General features: G+C 59.1%; 13 protein-coding genes and 2 pseudogenes. 6 read left to right on the top strand and 9 right to left on the bottom strand.

Annotated features, from left to right (window positions below; translation table 11 throughout):
• The first annotated feature begins 15 nt into the window (after positions 1–15).
• The 3 genes from GLX_RS01010 (at position 16) to GLX_RS01000 (ending at position 3,798) form a co-directional block, all read left to right on the top strand.
• Complete coding sequence (locus GLX_RS01010) at positions 16–1,680, top strand: GMC oxidoreductase (protein ID WP_041247040.1); 1,665 nt, start codon at positions 16–18, stop codon at positions 1,678–1,680.
• Positions 1,681–1,707: 27 nt separating this feature from the next.
• Complete coding sequence (locus tag GLX_RS01005; protein WP_014104193.1) at positions 1,708–3,048, top strand: MFS transporter; 1,341 nt, start codon at positions 1,708–1,710, stop codon at positions 3,046–3,048.
• Between the two features lie 240 nt (positions 3,049–3,288).
• Positions 3,289–3,798: an IS110 family transposase gene (locus GLX_RS01000; RefSeq protein ID WP_014104192.1), complete on the top strand. Its 510-nt coding sequence runs from the start codon at positions 3,289–3,291 to the stop codon at positions 3,796–3,798.
• Between the two features lie 308 nt (positions 3,799–4,106).
• Here GLX_RS01000 and GLX_RS00995 read toward each other — a convergent pair.
• A pseudogene (locus GLX_RS00995) lies at positions 4,107–4,469 on the bottom strand (IS5 family transposase); the annotation flags it as partial.
• A gap of 425 nt (positions 4,470–4,894) precedes the next feature.
• On the opposite strand from GLX_RS00995, the gene GLX_RS00990 reads away from it, so the two are divergent.
• The 3 genes from GLX_RS00990 to GLX_RS00980 are packed head-to-tail and all read left to right on the top strand — an operon-like array spanning position 4,895 to position 6,994.
• Positions 4,895–5,425, top strand: coding sequence for a heme NO-binding domain-containing protein (locus GLX_RS00990; protein ID WP_014104190.1), 531 nt, complete (start codon positions 4,895–4,897; stop codon positions 5,423–5,425).
• Positions 5,416–5,937: a hypothetical protein gene (locus tag GLX_RS00985; RefSeq protein WP_148268519.1), complete on the top strand. Its 522-nt coding sequence runs from the start codon at positions 5,416–5,418 to the stop codon at positions 5,935–5,937. Before GLX_RS00990 ends, GLX_RS00985 begins: the two co-directional genes overlap by 10 nt.
• Entirely contained in the window at positions 5,915–6,994 is a 1,080-nt protein-coding gene (locus GLX_RS00980) for an IS5 family transposase (RefSeq protein ID WP_014104060.1), read from the top strand. The genes GLX_RS00985 and GLX_RS00980 overlap by 23 nt, the downstream gene beginning before the upstream one ends.
• Positions 6,995–7,127: 133 nt before the next feature.
• On the opposite strand, the pseudogene GLX_RS18835 reads toward GLX_RS00980, so the two are convergent.
• The 8 genes and pseudogenes from GLX_RS18835 to GLX_RS00940 form a co-directional block, all read right to left on the bottom strand.
• A pseudogene (locus GLX_RS18835) lies at positions 7,128–7,773 on the bottom strand (winged helix-turn-helix domain-containing protein); the annotation flags it as partial.
• Between the two features lie 98 nt (positions 7,774–7,871).
• Positions 7,872–8,579, bottom strand: a complete 708-nt coding sequence (locus GLX_RS00970) for a VIT1/CCC1 transporter family protein (protein ID WP_014104187.1) — start codon at positions 8,577–8,579, stop codon at positions 7,872–7,874.
• Positions 8,569–9,138 (bottom strand): cytochrome b, encoded by a 570-nt coding sequence (locus GLX_RS00965; RefSeq protein ID WP_014104186.1) that lies wholly within the window; start codon positions 9,136–9,138, stop codon positions 8,569–8,571. Before GLX_RS00965 ends, GLX_RS00970 begins: the two co-directional genes overlap by 11 nt.
• A gap of 48 nt (positions 9,139–9,186) precedes the next feature.
• On the bottom strand, positions 9,187–10,539 hold the full coding sequence (locus GLX_RS00960) for a sensor histidine kinase (protein WP_014104185.1): 1,353 nt from the start codon (positions 10,537–10,539) through the stop codon (positions 9,187–9,189).
• Positions 10,536–11,207 (bottom strand): response regulator transcription factor, encoded by a 672-nt coding sequence (locus GLX_RS00955; protein WP_014104184.1) that lies wholly within the window; start codon positions 11,205–11,207, stop codon positions 10,536–10,538. Before GLX_RS00955 ends, GLX_RS00960 begins: the two co-directional genes overlap by 4 nt.
• Positions 11,207–14,281, bottom strand: a complete 3,075-nt coding sequence (locus GLX_RS00950) for an efflux RND transporter permease subunit (protein WP_014104183.1) — start codon at positions 14,279–14,281, stop codon at positions 11,207–11,209. Before GLX_RS00950 ends, GLX_RS00955 begins: the two co-directional genes overlap by 1 nt.
• Complete coding sequence (locus GLX_RS00945; RefSeq protein ID WP_041247039.1) at positions 14,281–15,432, bottom strand: efflux RND transporter periplasmic adaptor subunit; 1,152 nt, start codon at positions 15,430–15,432, stop codon at positions 14,281–14,283. Before GLX_RS00945 ends, GLX_RS00950 begins: the two co-directional genes overlap by 1 nt.
• Positions 15,429–16,682, bottom strand: a complete 1,254-nt coding sequence (locus tag GLX_RS00940; protein WP_014104181.1) for a TolC family protein — start codon at positions 16,680–16,682, stop codon at positions 15,429–15,431. The genes GLX_RS00945 and GLX_RS00940 overlap by 4 nt, the downstream gene beginning before the upstream one ends.
• Positions 16,683–16,684 lie beyond the last annotated feature (2 nt).

Raw genomic sequence — 16,684 nt, 5'->3', positions numbered from 1 at the left:
CATCAGGAATGGAATATGACCGAAACGCGATACGATGTCATTGTCGTCGGCTCAGGCGCCGCAGGAGGGATTGCCGCCAAGACCCTGACAGATGAAGGCCTGTCCGTACTCGTAATCGAGGCGGGACGTACGCTTTCAGACAGCGATCTCAAGCCCCCACGCGGGGGGAAAAACGATAACATACAGCTCTTTCCCCGCATCCGGGCTACCCTGTCAGGCCAGCATATCCAGTCTCGCGTAGCGTTTTTCCGTGAAACGCTGAAGCATCTTTTCGTCAATGACCGCCAGCATGGCTATACCACCCCGAAGGATGCCCCCTTCCTATGGATACGCGGGCGGCAGACGGGCGGGCGGCTGCATACATTCGGGCGCGTGCTGTTCCGCTGGTCCGACCATGACTTCAGGGGTGCCAGCAAGGGCGACGGTGGCGTGGACTGGCCCTTTTCCTATGCCGATCTGGCACCGTGGTATGACAGGGTGGAAACTTTTCTTGGCATCCACGGCACCCGTGACGGGATCGAAACCGCGCCCGATGGCATCATGGCGCAGTCCACCCCCCTTACACCGGAAGAACGCAGTTTCCGCACGGCGGTCGAGACACGGTGGCCAGATCGGCATGTAGTGCCATGGCGCATCAATCCACATAATGGCAGCCCGCTGTCCAGCGCGCTGCGGGCGGCAATGGCGGGCGGCAGGCTGACGGTCCGCCCGGATACCGTGGTGTGCGAAGTCCTGACGGACCCTGCATCGGGACGCGTGACCGGTGTGTCCCATGCCGACCGCACGACGGGGGAGCGCGGCGTGAGCCAGGCCAGGGCAGTAGTCGTGTGCGCCTCCCCCATAGAGAGCATCCGCCTGTTGCTGAACTCGCGCAGTCGCCTGCATCCCAAGGGGCTGGGCAACAGTTCCAGCCTGCTTGGGCATTATTTCATGGATCAGTGCCCCAGCCTCATGTTCGGGCGCTGGCCCACGTCGTGCCGTGAAGGTAAAGATGAGCCCCTGCCCACTCATACCTTGTTCGGCACGACCGGAGGACTGTACGTTCCCCGTTATGAGAATGCCTGCGAAGCGCATGACCCAGCCTTCATGCGCGGCTACACGTTCCAGGGTTCCATAGGCCGCCATCCTTCGGAACCGGGTAAGGATATGCCGGTCACGATCATGGGTTTTGGGGAAATGCTGCCTTATCATGACAATGCCATCACCCTTGACCCACAGCGGCGCGACCGATGGGGCGTGCCCCTGCCCCATATCCGCTGCGTTCCACACGCCAACGAACGCGCCATGCTGCACAGGCAGATCCGTGACTGTGCAGACATGATCGAAGCATGCGGCGGACAGGTTGACTTCTGGGCTTCCCCCCTCGGCCTGAGAGAAAAAGGTGCAGGGCTGTATCCTGATAAACCGTTCCCCATCCGCTGGTTCATACGCACGATGTTCCCCAGAAGCCTGACCATGGGCGCTGCCATTCATGAAAGCGGTGGCGCACGGATGGGAAATGACCCGGCAACATCCGTGCTCAATCCCTTCTGTCAGTCATGGGATGTACCCAACCTGTTTGTCACGGATGCCTCGTGCTTTCCCACTGGCGGGGCGCTGGGCACGACACTGACCGTCATGGCCGTAAGCATGCGGGCCTGCCACCATCTTGCCGGCGCGCTCAGGGCAGGCCGCCTGTAGTCGCTCATTCTCTGTCGGGAGGCGCCCATGTCATCCATCATCACCGAAGTTTCCCTGCGTGAGAAGATTGCTTATGGATGCGGCGACCTGTCCTCCAACCTGATGTGGGGCATGACATCCTCCTACCTCATGTTCTATTATACGGACATATATGGCCTGCCTGTGGTGGCGGTAGGGTGGATCTTGCTGGCGGCACGGATTTTCGATGCTTTCTGTGACCCTGCCATCGGCTATATCATAGACCGCAAGGGCGGGCACATCGTGCCCCGCCTGATCCGCAACCTTGCCGTGGTGTTCGGGTTGCTGGGCTGCCTGTGTTTCCTGCCTGCCCCCTTTTCTTCGCAGGGGAAAATACTGTGGGCCATGCTGACCTATACTGCATTTGGGGCCATCTATTCCTGCATCAATACACCTTATGGCGCATTGGGCACGATGATGACCCGCAGCGCACGCGACCAGGTTGACCTGAACGCCTTTCGCATGATGGGCTGCCAGGGTGGCCAGTTCATCGTATCCCTGCTGACCATTCCCGCCATCACATGGCTGGGGGGCGGTGCCAGCATGCTGCAGCGCCAGCATGGCATGGCGCTATACGCAATGATGCTTGCCCTTACGGCCACCCTACTCTGGCGCTATGTCGGGCGGGTCTGCATTACACGATACCCGCCCCCGCCGGTGCGCCATTCCCCCATGGCGATGCTGCACACCCTGACGCGGAACCGGAGTTGGTGGATCTGCAATGCGCTTGTCTTCCTGCAGTTTTCCGGCCTGGCAGCACTGTATGGCTTTGCACTGTACTATGCCCATATCATTTTGCGTGGCAGTGATGAACTGGGCAGCATTCTGCTGACGGTCGCCACCATAGCGGGCTTTACCGGCGCAGTCATATGCCCGCATGGCGTACGCCTGCTGGGGGTGGTCGGCACTGCCTTGACCTGCCTGGTTACACAGGTGGCAGCCTACATACTGCTTGTGCTTGCCGGAAGTTCGATACCATTCTTTTTTGGAGCTTTTGTCACGCTGACCCTGGCTCAGGGTATCGCATCACCCCTCTATTATGTGCTTCTGACGCATGCCATAGACCGGGGCAGGCAAGCATCACCCCCCAACACGGCTGGAGTAGCTTATTCAATCAATACGTTGATCACCAAAATATCTATGGGAATAACTGGTTTTATACTCGCAGGCTTCCTCTCATATGGCCATTATGCGGTGGGTGTCAGTACATACCCTGCCGAGTTGCAGCATTGGGTCATGGCCGGTTTTGTATGGCTGCCGATGGGCGCTGCCGCCCTGCAACTTGTGTTTCTGGCATTATGGCCACGGGGCGTGGTGCCGCGGCCCAAAACTGCCTGTTCGCTTTCCTGACGTGCCATTCGGGGCCGGGAGCGCCATAAGGCACGGCTGGACGAGATAGCTTCAGCTCCGTTGGGAGAGAAACAATGTCCGCTACCGCGCACTACAACCCCGGACCAGCAGGCAACCCTGTTTCAGCACAAAACACGAGATTTTCTGGTGCGTTAGCGACGCCATGCAGGTCCAGCCCAGCGGAGATACCCTGCCGAGTTCGGTATTATCTCGGCGACTGGCGTCGCGGGCCTGAACCAGATGATTGCACTGCTACATGCAGAACAGAAGGCACTGACCGAACCCGCGCGGAAACTGTTTCAGGAGATTGTTGCGCATATGCGGGTTCTTGAGCAGCAGATCGACGATATTGAGAAGCAGATTGTCGCCGCTGTCCCAGATGCTTCGACTTTCCGGTCAGGACGTCAATGTGCTGCCTGGCTCGGTCTGACGCCCAAAAGTCACAGCAGTGACAGCAAGGAACGACAAGTTGGCATCAGCAAGGATGGGGACAGCTATCTCGTCCTGGAAGCAATGGCCGTGATCCGGCTGGCACGCAAGGAAAGTGCTGGTCAGCAATGGGCTACAAAGCTGCTTGAGAAGAAAGCAGCGCGTGTCGTATCCGTCGCCTTGGCCAACAAGACAGCCCGGATTGTCTGGGCGGTTCTCACGACAGACAATGAATACAGCCGCCCGGAGTGCCTGATAGAATACAGAGATTTGCCCTCATCGACCGACAGGAACGACGAAGGTGAAAGTGCGGAATGGTGAAATATGATGGCAAACCGGTCAGGCCGGGGAGAGGACAAACCCGACGGGACCAAGTGCTGCAAAAGCACGCAGAGGTGATCAGGTATCCAATCCCCAGACTTCATCAGAGCCAGCAGCCCTTGGGCTACGCAAACAGGCCGGACACATGGTTCACCCGACATCAAAGTCATACCATTTGCATCGTCAGGACCGTCCACGCATAGCTCTGTCTGGGTGATATCGGCATCCTACCCCGGTGTGATATCGAGTTCGCCGGATTGCCCAGAGTATCGCAAATGACATGGATCCTTTGTAATCAATCCGCCTTATAGGCATCCGATGGCCTGATCCGTGAGCCCCCTCTTTTTGAGAACACCCACGCTGTGCTCATACGCCCGGACAATGATGCTGTTAATCATCATGTATTCGTTGTCGTGATCTGCGGGCAGATGACAAAAGATCCTTTCGATGCCACCGCTTTCACACCAGCGGTGCAGACGGCGATGTATGTTTTTCCAGTCCCCGAAACGGGCAGGAAGGTCACGCCAGGGGATGCCTGCACGGTAACGATACAACACGGCTTCCACAAACAGACGGTTGTCCGCAGGCGTGCCGTCGACGTGACCTTCACGACCGGGAAGAATATCCTTTATCCGCTCCCACTGATCATCGCGTAAACCGTAGCGCCGCATCTGTCTGCCTCCCAAAAAGAAGGGGAAACAATCAGCACAGAGAGACAGAAAGTACAACCCACAGCCGTCAGGACCAGCGGTTAACTGACGACACGCCGTAGGACTATTTAATTTATTTTCCTGAAAATGAGGAAGAATATGCTAAAATTATGTTATTACAAATATATAACACATATTGCATATATGAATAAATAACAGGTTTATTTATACTAATAAGTAATGCAAAGGTTCAAAATTTTATAGAAACCCACGAATTATTAGTATAATTATAAGTCTTATGCTCAGCGTATGATTTTCTGGATTTCAAAAAATCGATTAGATATGCACAAAATGCATATAAGCCATAAGGTGAAATCAGAACGCATCGTTATTATATAATCGTGATGAAACTTTAGAGTGAATATAATACAAGAGGTTGCAAAATAATGAAGGGTATTGTTTTTAATATTCTGGAAGAAGTCGTGGAAAATAACCACGGCGTGGAAGCATGGGATACCCTGCTGGAGGCCGCCAATGTCAGCGGCGTCTATACTTCACTGGGCAGCTACCCCGATGCGGAAATGCAGGCGCTGATAGTAACAGCTTCAAAGCACTTGGGTATTACGCCAGCCGAATTACTGCACAGCTTCGGGCGAGATGCCATGCCCATCCTCAAGAAACGCTATCCGGAACTGTTTAATACGCATCCCAATTCGCGCAGCTTTATCCTGAGCGTGAACAGCATCATCCATCCCGAAGTGCGAAAGCTCTATCCCGGCGCGATGTGTCCGTATTTCCACATGAAGGAAAACGACGATGGCACGCTAGACATGACTTATAGTTCCGAACGCCACCTGATCGACCTGGCGCAGGGCTTTGTGCTCGGTGCGGCCGATGTGTTTGGCGATAAAGTTGAAGTCGAGCGTTTCCCACCCGGATCTGACAAAAAAAACATGTTGCGGGTGAAGTGGTTATGACCATCAACTCTGGATCGGAGGCAGAAGTAACGGATTATGAAGCCCTGTACCGCCGCATCCGTCGCCGTTATGAGCGCGAACGCGAAGTGCGCATGGAAGCTGAACGCATCGCGGAGGACGGGTTGAGCCAGTTGTATGCGCGTAACCGTCAGCAGACCTTGATGGAAGCGGTTGCCGCCCAGGCCAATAGTGGCCAGTCAGTGGAGGACATCGTCCGCTTTGCTTTTTCGCAGGCCTGCGAGATGGGACCATGGTGCATGGCCCTGGCATGGTTGCCAGACAGTAAGGGCAGCGACCGAGTGTTTCGTCTGGCCAGCCATCTTTCAGGACATGAGAATGCAGCTGCCGGTCGTGCACTGCCTATCGGGTCTGACGATGCGCTATTGCCCAGCATCTGCTCACGTTTGCAGATGGAGGGTTCGAAAAACCCCTGGTTCTGGCCCTCTGTGTGTGATTCCCTCTCTTCTGTGATGATTGAGGGAATGGCTCATGAAGCAGCCGGGCTTCTTTGATGTGGACGAGCGACTAGCCCGTTTGAGTGGCCTTGGCGATCAGCTCGAAGCGTTTTCTCGGACTGTGGATTTTGAGGTGTTCCGTCCTGATCTGGACAGGGCTCTGGCCTATGCGGACGGAAGTAAAGGTGGCCGTCCCCCGTTTGATCCGGTGCTGATGTTCAAGATCCTGGTGATCCAGACGCTGAACAATCTCTCCGACGAGCGAACGGAGTATCTGATCAACGACCGGCTGTCCTTCATGCGCTTCCTCGGCCTGGCGTTATCGGACCGGGTGCCTGACGCCAAAACGGTCTGGCTGTTCCGTGAACGGCTGACCGAGGCTGGCGCCATCCAGAAGCTGTTCGAGCGCTTTGACGCCACCCTGCGAAACGCCGGGTATCTGCCGATGTCCGGCCAGATCCTGGATGCCACGCTGGTGGCGGCGCCAAAGCAGCGCAATACCAACGCGGAGAAAGTTGATCTTCGGGAAGGCCGCATTCCGCAGGACTGGCAGGACAAGCCTGCCAAGTTGTCCCACAAGGATCGCCATGCGCGATGGACACTGAAGTTCACGAAGGCAAAGCGGCAGGAGGACGGGACGCTCCCGTCCACGGACCTCGCCATCCCGTTCTTTGGCTACAAATCGCATATTTCCATCGATCGAAAGTTTCGACTGATCCGGAAATGGAAAGCGACGGATGCCGCCGCCAGTGATGGTGCCAGGCTGCGCGAGGGCTTGCTCGATAAAACCAATACGGCCTCAAGCGTTTGGGCCGACACCGCGTATCGCTCGAAAGCCAATGAGGACTTCATGGACAAAGAGGGTTTCGTCTCGAAGGTTCACAGGAAAAAGCCGCATCTCAAGCCCATGCCTCGCCATATCCAGCGCTCTAACGCAGGGAAGTCCGTCATCCGATCCCGCGTCGAGCATGTCTTTGCCGATCAGAAATCGCAGACGGGATTGTTCGTCCGGACCGTGGGCATTACCCGGGCCACCATGAGGATTGGCTTGGCCAATATCGTCTACAACATGCGCCGCTTCCTCTTCCTCGAGAGGTTGAACGCGGCCGCGTAGCTATCCCATTGGCGACAGCGTCCGATCTGCTCAAGACGCAGATCAAAAGTCACCCCAAGAACCGTCAATCAGCACGACAAAAGCCTGAAATCAGGAACCACGCGCGCCAATCAACGGTTCTTCGATCCCTCCAGATTGCCCCGAAAAGCCAGACGTTGGGCATAGTGCTGGCGGGCTCCCCGTTTGGCCCCTTGCCGGACGACGCCGTTCTTTTGCCCGCTCCGCGCTTCGTCCTGAAACCAGATTTCGATCCGTTTGCCGCGCGGCAGATGGCCGGTGCAGGACTTCAGGATTGTCAGGAAGTTTTTTTTGAAAGCATCCATAACGGACGGGTCCTGTCCCGGATGGGGGGCCCTGCGCTGACATGACTGAAGCCCGGTCTCTTCAGCAGGGTGGAAACGTGGCGCTTGTGATACGAGACGTCCAAGCGCTCCTCAATCACCCACTTCAGATCAACGCGGCACCACGCCGTCCCGGTTACGGTCGGGTCCAGCCATTTCCGCCTGCGGGTCTGCCATCAGGCGACAGACAGAGCCGTTTCACCATTGATCCCGCAGCATTGAACCGGTGCCCCAGTCCCGCAGGGTCTGCCGGTTCATGCCACCGATCCGTGTCGCGTCCCCTCGGCTGGCACCGTCCCGCACCAAAGCCAGAGACAAAAGGCGCCGTGCAACATTCGCATCCCATGCACGAGAGGCCAGCCGCCGAAGCGCTTCAGCCGTACAATCCGTCTGCAATGCAATCGCTCCTGCCCTCTCCGATCCTCCCTCACAAGACAGAATTAAAACAGGACGGCTACGTCACTTCACAGATTAGGTACATGTAATAGCCTTTATTATAACATACATATTCATTGAATACATAATTTTTATAATATCTATGCCCGCACCCCAAATATCCGACCAATTGCAGCCGTCACTACCATGGCCATAATGCCCCAAAAAATGACCCGTATCGCCGGACGCCATGGAGAGGCCCCCCCTGCGCGAGCACCTACAAACCCCAGAACCGCCAAGCCTGTCAGGGATACGGCGGAAACTGCCCACGACACCACCCCGGCAGGCGACAGCAGGGCTGCCAGCACAGGTAGTATGGCACCGGATGAAAACGCACCAGCCGATGCGAAAGCGGCCTGTACCGGGCGCGCTGCCGTTGCTTCGGAAATGCCGAGTTCGTCCCGGGCATGGGCTCCCAGCGCATCATGTTTCATAAGCTGGAGGGCAACCTTACGCGCCAGAATGTCGTCCAATCCACGCTGACGATAGATTCCAGCCAGTTCGCTCACCTCAGCATCCCAACTACAGCCAAGTTCCTTTTTTTCACGCGCAAGGTCAGCCTTTTCTGAATCCGCCTGCGAACTGACGGACACATATTCCCCGGCCGCCATGGACATGGCCCCTGCAACCAGACTGGAGATCCCAGCCAGCAGGATGCTTGCCTGTGTCGCATTGGCACTGGCAACGCCAATGATCAGGCTGGATGTTGACAGGATACCATCATTTGCTCCCAGAACAGCCGCTCGCAGCCAGCCCAGTCGCGATGTCGCATGGATTTCCTTGGGCCGGACCGAAGTGTTATTTGCCATATTCATCAGATGCGTTTCCTGTCATCAGCATTCTCTGAAAGATGCTGTCCCTCAAAATGAAGTAATGAAAACATGCCGCCAGCGCGTGACCGGTAGCCAGAAAGATGATCAGCCAGCCATTCCACTGATGCAGCTGGTGCAGCAGGCTGATCGTTGAAGCTGAAAATTTTTCGAACGGTGGCATCAGTTGCAGGGCGAAGAAGCTCATGGGCTGCCCGTTCCCCCACCGCCACAGGTACCCAAGGGCAATTTCCAGCGTAACCAGCCCGTACAGGCTATATTCCACGCTGCGCGCCATCACGCAGTCCAGCCAGCGGTCCGCCGCCTGGATATGACGCCCCCATCCTATCCGCCACATCAGACGAATGGGAAACAGGACACTCAGCATCATCCCTGCTGTCAAATGGGTAACCACCAACTGGTGATGCAGCGGGTTACGGAACAGTCCCCATACGTTGGCGCTTGCGAACTGCAGTATAATAATGAAGGCGCAGACCCAGTGAAACAGGATGGTTGGCTTATCATACCGCAATGCCTGAAAAGAGGGTCGATGGCTCATCCTGATGATCCTATATTTCAAACATGACGCAAACCTGAACGCAGCCGCTCACGTATCATCAGGGATGGTCACGATCTCCGGGTTTGGAAAATACAGGGAGACACCCAGTCCCCTTGTCGAACCAACAAGGGGGGAGCGTAACTGCATGCCGGCATCCATTTGGCTGGCTATGTTGCTGGCAATGGCCAAGCCAAGCCCACTGCCATGGGCGGCAGTACTGCCCCGTACGAACGGGCTGGTCAGCCGTGACAGGGTATCGGGCGTGAGGGCCGTACAGTCATTGGCTATATCAATGCTGCCGTCAGGGCGGACCACAACCTGAACGGGTATGCCGGAGTTACCATGCAGCAGCGCATTTTCAAGCAGGTTACGCATCAGGATGCCCGTCGCGTCCATGTCCCCATGCACGAACACATGGCCAATGCCGTTTGTTGTCAGGACCAGGCTCCGGCCATCGCGCGGGTTATGCCCCAGATCGTCCACCAGCACATGCACCACCGCCAGCAGGTCAAAGCGGTCACGCCGGAAAGCTACGCCAGAGGAAGCACGTGAAAACTGCAACAGTTTTTCCACTGTCCGGCCCAACTGGCGGGTACGTCCGGCAATGACGTCCACCCGCCTGCCCGCGTCCGAGCTTTCCGGCACCATGCGGCCCAGCATCTGCACCTGCGCCAGGAGGGCACCAAGCGGGTTACGCAACTCATGCGCGGCGCTGGCGGCAAACGCCCGCTCGGTGGAAAGCGCCGTTTCCAGTCGGGCCAGCAACGTATTGACCGCACTCTGTATGGAAATCAGTTCGACAGGCAGGTCAAGTGGCGGAATGGGTTGCAGGTTGCCACTGTCGCGTGCGCGCATCTCATCATGCAAGCGATCCAGCGGGCGCAGGGCGCGGCGTACGATCAGGCGCACCAGCCACCAGATTACCGGCAGGAAAACCAGCATGGGCACAATGGAAATCAGCATTGCCCGCCGCACAGTCTCGCGCCGGTGAAATGTTGGCTCGCCCACGATCACACGATATTTCCCTGTGATCGGTGCCGCCATGTAAACGCGGAAATGCGGCACATTGGCAAAGCCGGTCTGCCGATCCCTGACAAATGGGTCCTGTGGTGCATTCTGTGAGCGCAGTACGACATGGCCGGATCCGTCCATCACCTGATAGGCCAGCGTGCGGGGACCGACTTCGGGCAACAGGGCCACCGATCCGGCAGCCTGATCGTGCAGCCGGGCCGTCACAACCGCCTGTAGGCGTTCGGAAACTTCCTGCAGGGAATTGTCCAGCCGTTCCGTTACTTCATAACGGGTAAACCCGCCCACGGCCGTACTCAGCAGCAGCAATCCCAGTATCACGACAAGCAGCACGCCGCTGACAATCCGTGTGGACAGGCTCCAGCTTTTCATGAACCGTTCTTTTCATCCAGACAGTAACCCCGGCCGCGTATGGTGCGGATGACGGCATTGCCTACCTTGCGCCGCAGTCGGCTTATGAAAACCTCGACAGTGTTGCTATCCACGTCGTGCTCCAGCGCATACAGGGCCGTTTCGATCTGCTGGCGTGAATGGATCCGACCCGGGCTGCGTGAAAGCAGTTCCATAATGGCCCATTCCCGTGCGGTCAGGTCCAGCACCCGCCCATTGCGCGATACCGAGCGATTTTCCCGGTCAATCGTAATCTCGCCAATACGGTAATGGACCTGCCTGCGCGGTGTCGCATAACGCCGCGCCACGGCAGCGATACGGGCCACGAGTTCGTTCAGGTCGTAAGGCTTGACAATATAATCATCCGCCCCTTCGGACAGACCGGTAATGCGATCACTGATCTGATCTTCCGCCGTGGTGATGAGGATGGCAATATCGGACGACGTGCTGCGGATTTCACGTAGCAGGCTGCGCCCGTTGCCATCCGGCAGCCCAAGATCGAGCAACATGAAATCATAATCCACGGTCGCTATGGCCGCGCGCGCGTCCTCCAGCGTCATGAACCAGTCCACTGCGTGCCCATCCAGCCGTACGCGCTCCTGCACTGCCGCCCCAAGGTCACGTTCATCTTCCACAATAAGGATACGCATCAGTTCCGAACCTTCTCTCGCATGACCCGGGCATAAAGCGATGGCAGCACCAGGAGTGTAAGCAGTGTGGACGTAACCAGCCCGCCAATTACCACACTGGCCAGCGGGCGCTCGACTTCTGCCCCCGCACTTTCGGAAAACGCCATGGGGAAAAAGCCAAGGCTGGCGACAAGGGCCGTGGCCATGACCGGGCGGAAGCGGGACTCAGCAGCAGCAAAGGCCGCCTGCGCCACCGCCATACCGCCCACGCGCAGGGTTGCGATTTCACTGACCAGTACTACACCGTTGAGGATAGCCACGCCAAACAGTGCAATAAAGCCGATCCCTGCCGAAATGCTGAATGGCAGGCCGCGTAATGTCAGCGCCACGATGCCACCGGTCGCCGCCACCGGCAGATTGATGAATACCAGAAGAGCAGGACGGACCGCACCAAACGCCACCACCAGCAGGGCAAAGATCAGGCCAAGGGCAATGGGCAGGACGATCTCCAGCCGCAGCACGGCTGATTGCAGGTTACGAAACTGGCCATCCCACTGCATGGTATAGCCTGCGGGCAGTTTCACGTCCCGCATCACACGGGCCTGTGCCTCGGCCACGTAGGATGCAAGATCGCGCCCGCGCACATTGGCCTGCACCACCATGCGCCGACGCACGCCATCGCGGCTGATGCGCGGCGGGCCATCGACTTCATGCACATGCGCCACCTGTGAGAGCATGACACTGCCTTGCCCGTCCGCACGTCGCACCAGCAGCGCACCGATGGCCGCAGCCGAGGTCACGCGCTTCGGGTCCAGGCGCACCTGCGTGCTGATGATGGCGTTATCCACGATCACCGGTTTCGTGCCGATATGTCCGCCCACCGCCTCTACCATATCCAGAATATCCTGTACCGCCACGTTGCGGCTGGCGGCCTGCGTGCGATCAATATCGGCCACGATCAGTGGCACGGTGCCATCGCCCGCCGCCGCCACGTCCGCCGCGCCTTTTACACCCGACATGGCGGCCACCACCCGGTCACCCAGTTCGGCCAGCGTAGTCAGGTCATCACCGAAGATCGAGACGGCAATCTGGGTACGCACGCCAGAGAGCAGGTCGTCCATGCGCATCTGCACCGGCTGGCTCCATGAATAGAGCGCATCGGGCAGTTCGCGCCGCAGGGTATCGTCCATCGCCGCGACAAGCCCGGCCTGGGTGCGGGCGGTTTTCCATGTGGAGGACGGGTTGAGGAAGATGAAGCTGTCGGTCTCGTTCATGCCCATCGGGTCGGTCGGGATGGCGGATGTGCCGGTATTGCTGACCACCGTCCTGACCTCGGGAAAGCTGCGTAAAATCTGCTCCTGCTTCGTAACTGACGCCAGAACCGTGTCGAGTGAGGCCGAGGGCAGTCGCGTGGTGGTGACCGCAAGAGCCCCTTCATCAAGCTGGGGAATGAACTCGCCGCCCAGCCGTGTGGCAAGGACAGCCGATATGACCAACACCGCGATCGTACCGCCAAACAGAGTGCGCGGATGCGCCTCGCCCCATGTCACCATGTGCGTATAGGGACGGCGCAGCCATGCGATCAGCCGCGTATCACCCGTAGGCCGCACCTGCCCCAGCGCCAGGCTGGCCAGCACCGGAATACAGATGAAACAGTATGCAAGCGAGGCCAGCAGCGCCATGATAACCGTCTGCGCCATGGGGCGGAACATATGCCCTTCTATCCCCTGCAGGGTCAGGATAGGCAGGTAAACCATTATGATGACCAGGATAGCGAACCCCACCGGACGCATGACCTGCTGCACGGATGATACCACGAGAGGCGTGAATTCCAACTCCGGTTCCTCCTCGCGTCGTGACAGGATATGTTCGATCACCACCAGCGACCCATCGACGATCATGCCGAAATCGATCGCGCCAAGGCTGAGCAGGTTGGCTGAAATCCCGAACTGCCGCATGCCCGCCATGGCGCAGACAAGGGCCACCGGAATGACCGAGGCAATGACAAGAGCTGCCTGCCAATATCCGATCACCACCACCAACACGCCTACCACAAGAACCGCGCCCATCACCAGGTTGTCGCGCACGGTAGCGATGGTCTGCCCGGTCAGGGTGGCGCGGGTGTAGTAGGGTTCCAGCGTAACCCCTGCGGGCAGCGCCTGCCTGATACCCGGCAGGGCGTGGTTGATCGCGGCAAGGGTGGCGTTGGAACTGGCCCCGCTTTCCATCATCACCACGCCGATCACGATTTCGCCCTGTCCATCGCGCGTGACCGCCCCCAGTCGGGTACGCGCACCCGTGGTGATGCGCCCGAGGTCGCGCAGGCGTAAGACCGAGCCGTCCGTATTGGTCCGCACGGCGATGTTGCCAAAGTCCGCAAGACTGCCCAGCAGTCCGCGCCCGACCACGCTCTGCTGTTCGGCATGATGCGTGATCCAGCCACCACCGGACGCGGCATTATTCTCATCCACCGCGCGATAGACCTCACCGACGGAAAGATTGACCCCGATCAGCCGTGCCGGATCGAGCGTGACTTCATAGGTTTCCTCCGCCCCGCCATTGACGTTGACATCCACCACGCCGGGCACAAGGCGCATCTGCGGCACCACGGTCCAGTTCATGATGCGGTTGAGTTCCATGAGCGAACGCCCAGCGCCGCGGATCTGGAACTGCATGATCTCACCCATGCCGGTGGCCAGCGGCCCCATGCTAATGGTGATTCCGGGCACGGATATGTTCGAACGCGCCTGCTGCATGCGCTCGTTCACGCGGGTGCGGTCAAGGTTGATGTCGGTATTGTCGGCAAACTGTACATACACCACCGACACCCCGCCACGGGAGACGGAGCGCAGGTCGGTCATGCCGGGAATGCCGGTCATGCTGGCCTCGACGGGAAAGGTGATGAGTTTCTCCACCTCTTCCGTCGCAAGGCCGGGGGCGACGACCGAGACAAGTACCTGTTTGGGCGAGATATCGGGCACTGCCTCCACCGGTAGACCCAGAACCGCCATGATGCCTGCCGCCAGCAGCAGGAAAAGCCCCCCCAGAACCAGCATGCGCGCACGCAACAGGGTTTCAAGATATCTGCGCGCCATCAGTCCGCATCCATCCCGGCAAGGCCGATGACCGAACGTAGGGCGAAGCTGCCGTGTCCTACAACCGGCTCGCCCCCCTTCAGGCCGGAACGGAGAACCGCCCGTGTCCCGTCATCCAGCGCCACATCCACCACGACGGGTCGGTAATCGGTTTCGCTCACCCGCACGAACACGACGCTATGCCCGTCAATCTGCTGGATGGCTTCGGACGGCACGACAATGCCCGCAACGCCGTCGCGCTGCGCCAGTGTCGCATCCAGCACCATGCCGGGCACCAGTGCGCCGGTGGGGTTGGCCACGGTGCTGATGACTTGGACCAGTCCGGTCTGCGGGCTGGCCATGCCGTCCACCGTGTCGATACGCGACGTGAACGGGCCACCTGCCGCCTGCGTCACCTGCTGTCCGCCTGGCGCAATCCGTGCGGCCTGATCGGGCGGAATATCGGAGACAAGCCATATGCGGGACAGATCCGCCACGGTCGCCACGTCCATGGTCGGGTTCACGTCACCCGCCACCGACGTATTGATCGCCTGCACCATGCCATCGACAGGGGAAATCAGGGTGGAGGTTTCATCTTCCGTGCCTTGGCCGCCCTGTTCCGATGATGAATTAAACTCTTCCGCAAAGCGGTGGCCCAGCGTGCCCACATCCGCCTGGCGCGCGCGCATGGTGGCATCCGCCTGCGCCAATGCATCCTGCCTGCGGCGCAGTTCGGCCATTGACAGGCTTTCACCCGCCAGTGCCTTTGCCCGTTGCACGGCGGCCGCCGCATCGCTCCGGGCTGCGATAGCAGCAGTGAGCGCGGCACGCATCTGGACCGCCTGCAGGCGCGCGACATGCAGGGAATGGTCCTGATACCGTAGCAGCGCCTGCCCGCGCACGACATGCGTGCCAGGCTGTACCAGAACCGCCAGCACCTTGCCGCTGCCAGCAGGGTGGATATGCACGACCCGCGTCGTATCGGGCATGACCCGACTCATGACCGGCAGGGCGGGCGCAACCGTGCCGGGTGCTGCTGTAGCGATGGTAATACCCTCGTTCGTCACGGCCGCCCCATCCAGTTTCACGACAGGAGGCAACGCCCCATCTGTAGCGTGGGCTGGCGGGCAGGACAGGCCCAGTATGAACAAGGCAGAGGTAAGCCGCTTCATGGTACGATCCCGGTTGCGATCAGCATGCGAATGCTGGCGACATGCCATTCCACCTCTGCCCGGACACTGGCCAGCCGAGTATTGGCCGCCGTCTGCCGGGCGGCAAGCGCCGTATCCAGACTGGCTTCACCCAGCCGCCAGGCCCGTTCCTGCGCCTCGGCCCTCTTCTCCATGTTTTCGGTTGCGGTGCGCGTGGCCTGTCGCGTCGTGGTGGCTGCGATCAGACGTTCGCGTACCCGCATCATTTCCAGATGCACCATACGGCGCGCCTGCGTTTCCTGACTAGTCGCGCTGGCCAGCCGGTTGCGTGCTTCGGACATGATGGGGGTATTACGGACTTCACTGGGTAGAGGGATACTGAAATTCAGTCCCACCCGATCATCCCACGGACTGCCATACTGCTTTTCATGGATTGCATCCACGCCAATTTCCGGGTTGGGCATAAAGGAACGGCGCGCCAGCTTCATGTTGGCCTCGGCAGCTTCAACATTGCGGTGCGCCACCCTGATGCGGGGGTCATTGTCCTCCATGTCATGGGGCGTGATAAAGCGGGCGTGGGTAATGTCACCCGCCCCGTAACGCGCAAGATCCGGCACAACCGGGCGGCCAAGGAGCACCTCCAGTGCAGCCGTTGCGTTCCGGGCTTCCTCCTGTGCCAGGGCCAGTTCATTGCGGGCGTTCTCCACTGCTGCCTGCGCCATCTGTCCATCGACAGAGGCCAGTTCACCACCATGCACTGCCCGTGTGGTGCTGGTGGCCATGCGTGCTGTCGCATCGTACAGGGCACGGGCCACGTCCACCCGTGTAAGGGCAATCAGGGCGGCAGCACCTGCATCAAGCACCCGGATGGACAGCGCCATGTGTTCGACATTGAGCTGTTCATCAAGCGATGCGGCTTCCGCGCTTGCAACCTGTTGTGTGGCGCTACCCTGTCCCGGCAGCCACAGCGGCACGGACACCCCGCCCTGATATGTTGTATAGCCTTCGTTACTACCCAGCATGTGGTCATCCATATATTCACCCGACAGGGTCGGGCCTCCGGCAAACCATGACCCCGCCGCACTGGCGCGGGCACGGGCGGAATGATGACCGACCTGCAGTTCGGTACGGACCGGATCAATGGCCCATGCCATGCCGACCGCTTCATGGAAGGATGGGCCGGACCGGGGCACCTGAGCCCGGGCCAAAGCCCCCCATGCCAGGACACCGGTCATCACGACCGACAGGATGGGGCGCATGACGCGCTTCATAC

Origin of the sequence: Komagataeibacter medellinensis NBRC 3288 (assembly GCF_000182745.2) — a bacterium.
Taxonomy (GTDB): Bacteria; Pseudomonadota; Alphaproteobacteria; order Acetobacterales; family Acetobacteraceae; genus Komagataeibacter; species Komagataeibacter medellinensis.
This window is presented reverse-complemented; position numbering and strand designations above follow the sequence as displayed.

Coding starts and splice junctions, on each gene's coding strand:
- GLX_RS01010 (WP_041247040.1), top strand. CDS start 16: ATGACCGAAACGCGATACGATGTCATTGTCGTCGGCTCAGGCGCCGCA.
- GLX_RS01005 (WP_014104193.1), top strand. CDS start 1,708: ATGTCATCCATCATCACCGAAGTTTCCCTGCGTGAGAAGATTGCTTAT.
- GLX_RS01000 (WP_014104192.1), top strand. CDS start 3,289: ATGATTGCACTGCTACATGCAGAACAGAAGGCACTGACCGAACCCGCG.
- GLX_RS00990 (WP_014104190.1), top strand. CDS start 4,895: ATGAAGGGTATTGTTTTTAATATTCTGGAAGAAGTCGTGGAAAATAAC.
- GLX_RS00980 (WP_014104060.1), top strand. CDS start 5,915: ATGAAGCAGCCGGGCTTCTTTGATGTGGACGAGCGACTAGCCCGTTTG.
- GLX_RS00970 (WP_014104187.1), bottom strand. CDS start 8,579: ATGGCAAATAACACTTCGGTCCGGCCCAAGGAAATCCATGCGACATCG.
- GLX_RS00965 (WP_014104186.1), bottom strand. CDS start 9,138: ATGAGCCATCGACCCTCTTTTCAGGCATTGCGGTATGATAAGCCAACC.
- GLX_RS00960 (WP_014104185.1), bottom strand. CDS start 10,539: ATGAAAAGCTGGAGCCTGTCCACACGGATTGTCAGCGGCGTGCTGCTT.
- GLX_RS00955 (WP_014104184.1), bottom strand. CDS start 11,207: ATGCGTATCCTTATTGTGGAAGATGAACGTGACCTTGGGGCGGCAGTG.
- GLX_RS00950 (WP_014104183.1), bottom strand. CDS start 14,281: ATGGCGCGCAGATATCTTGAAACCCTGTTGCGTGCGCGCATGCTGGTT.
- GLX_RS00945 (WP_041247039.1), bottom strand. CDS start 15,432: ATGAAGCGGCTTACCTCTGCCTTGTTCATACTGGGCCTGTCCTGCCCG.
- GLX_RS00940 (WP_014104181.1), bottom strand. CDS start 16,682: ATGAAGCGCGTCATGCGCCCCATCCTGTCGGTCGTGATGACCGGTGTC.